This window comes from Candidatus Aegiribacteria sp. (genome assembly GCA_021108005.1).
GTDB lineage: Bacteria > Fermentibacterota > Fermentibacteria > Fermentibacterales > JCC-6 > Aegiribacteria.
This window is the reverse complement of record JAIORS010000091.1, coordinates 1-2,372: the sequence shown is the minus strand read 5'-3', so window position 1 is coordinate 2,372 and position 2,372 is coordinate 1. Positions and strand designations below refer to the sequence as shown.

1 protein-coding gene is annotated in these 2,372 nt (G+C 46.0%); it reads left to right on the top strand.

Annotation, left to right across the window (positions count from 1 at the left end):
- Positions 1-2,372 (top strand): AAA family ATPase (locus K8S15_05215; protein ID MCD4775437.1); only part of this gene is annotated, 2,372 nt, incomplete at both ends.

The following is a 2,372-nucleotide window of genomic DNA, read 5'->3' as shown; positions in this document are numbered from 1 at the left end:
TCTGATGGAACAATAGACTGGGGAATAATCGGAAGAGAAAAAAAAGGATGGTTCTTCTCTGGAGATGCATTCAGAAGAGCCTTTCTGGCTCTCGAAAAACCCGAACACGGAGAGTTTACCTTATGCAGGGAAGATACTCCTGAAAGAAAAACATTTACCGCTGACAGAATGGGGGGGCGAGCTCCGGACAGAATTCTCGAAACAAGCTTTTTCTCGGAGAAATTACTCAACTCGGAACCCTACGGTGAGTTCAGAAGGGTTTTCCCTGTATTCCTGACTCCGGTTGGTGCTGAAGAAGATGATCGTAAGATGATCGCATCAATAGCGCCTGAGGTGATACGGTCCTCCATAGAAACGGGGGGATTTTTCAATGGAGTTCATTACGATTCGAACGGATTCTATTTTCTTACCCTGTTTGGAGCTCCGGAAGCTCATGAGAATGATCTTGAACGTGCTCTGACTTTCGCCCGTCAGATACATAATTCTTCTAACTTTCCCGTCAGAATAGCTATTTCTTCGGGAACCGTATACGCCGGTTTTCTTGGATTTCGACAGATGGGAACCTATACAGTTCTCGGAAGCCAGGTAAATATTGCTGCCCGGATAATGAGGTTCGAGGAGAACCCTGGTATTTATGTAACTGACACAGTCGCTACTAATTCTCCAGGATCAAGCACGGCAACCTCAGTTAAAGTCAAGGGCATGACCGATAAAATCAATATCTTCAGACTTGAAAACAGCTCTGCTGAATCAATCGTATATCCCTACGAGGGCAAGCTTCTTGGAAGAGTTGAAGAACTGCGGACAATTACCGAGCTGTCCCGGAAATCGGTGGATGATTCCTCTGGCAGTGTTATTTTTGTTTCAGCTCCGGCGGGAACCGGCAAATCTCATCTCCTGTGGGAGGCTGGCAATATCCTGGAAACGGAGGGGTTTAAAAGAATCCACCTGAGATGCGATGACATCATCAGACGAAGCTTCGGACCGTTTGTCACATTTTTAAGAAGCTATTTCCAGCAGAAAAGGGGTTCCTCCGATAAGGATAATCTTTCCGTATTCAAAAGGATATTCCAGGCCCTGTCTGCAAAAGTAAAAAGAAAATATCCCGACAGGGTTCAGGAGCTTGAAAGAACCGTATCATTTCTCTCCGCACTTCTTGGAATCGATATGCCCGGTTCTCTCTACCATCAGGTCGGGCCGGAAGGAAAGCAGGAAAACACAATTACAGCTCTCAGGGAGTTCTTCCTCTGTATTGCTCAGCCTGAACCACTTATCATGGTCGTAGACGATATTCAATGGCTTGACGACAGCTCTGAATCTCTTGTGAGGAGTATGACCAGAAATTTGGATAATCTTCCCATTGTTCTTGCTCTTTCAGCCAGGACACGCGACGATGGCTCAAGAATAGAGGTTCCCTCCGAAAAAGAACCTTTAATTCTTGATCTCAACCCGCTTCAAAAGCAGACACTTCCAGAACTTGTAAAGGAGATTCTGGGAGGAATTCCCGGACCCGACCTGGAGCAATTCCTTGCGACACACTCCCGTATGAACCCATTCTATCTTCGACAGTACGCTGCGTATCTTGTCGAATCAAATTCCATAATGAAAAAGAATGACTTCATTACCCTCTCCGCATCTCCCGAAAAAATTCCAAGAGGAATCGTTGATCTCCTGACGGCACGTATTGACCGTTTGTCGGGTGATCTGAAAAGAGTTGTAAAAAAAGCTTCGGTTCTTGGGTTTGAGTTCAATGCCAGGGTTCTTTCCGCCATGCTTACAGGCAGAGAACTCGCTCCATTGCTCAGCAATGGCGCGGAGGAGAAGCTCTGGTCATCCGTATCAGAAATAGTGTACATCTTTCAGCATGGCCTTCTCAGGGAAACAGCATACAGCATGCAGCTTGAAAGCGAGCTTGTTAAACTTCACAGTATAGCAGCCTGCGCGATTGAGAATATTTATCCTGGTGATGAGCTATTTTTCCCCGATCTCGCATACCATTGGGACAAGGCAAAAGATAACGAGACGGCATGCTTTTACCTTGATAAAGTTCTTCAGGCTGCGGAAAAAAGCGGTGATGTTCAGCTTGGTTACAAGTGCCTTGTAAGACTGAGGGAGCTTCTTGAGACTCAGCCGGACAGGAAAGAACAGTTAATTGGTGTAATGTTAAAAGAAATCCAGACACTCGGTATATTCGCCAGATGCAAAGAAGCTGTGGAACTGGCAAGGAAGACTGAAGAACTGGCTCTGGAAGCAGAAGACAGAAAACGATACGCTGAAGCGATGGGTATGCGCGCCTGGCTTACATCTCGCCTTGGAGACTTGAAGACAGCTCTTGAGATAAATGAGAAAGCACTCGAAATTCATAATGAGCT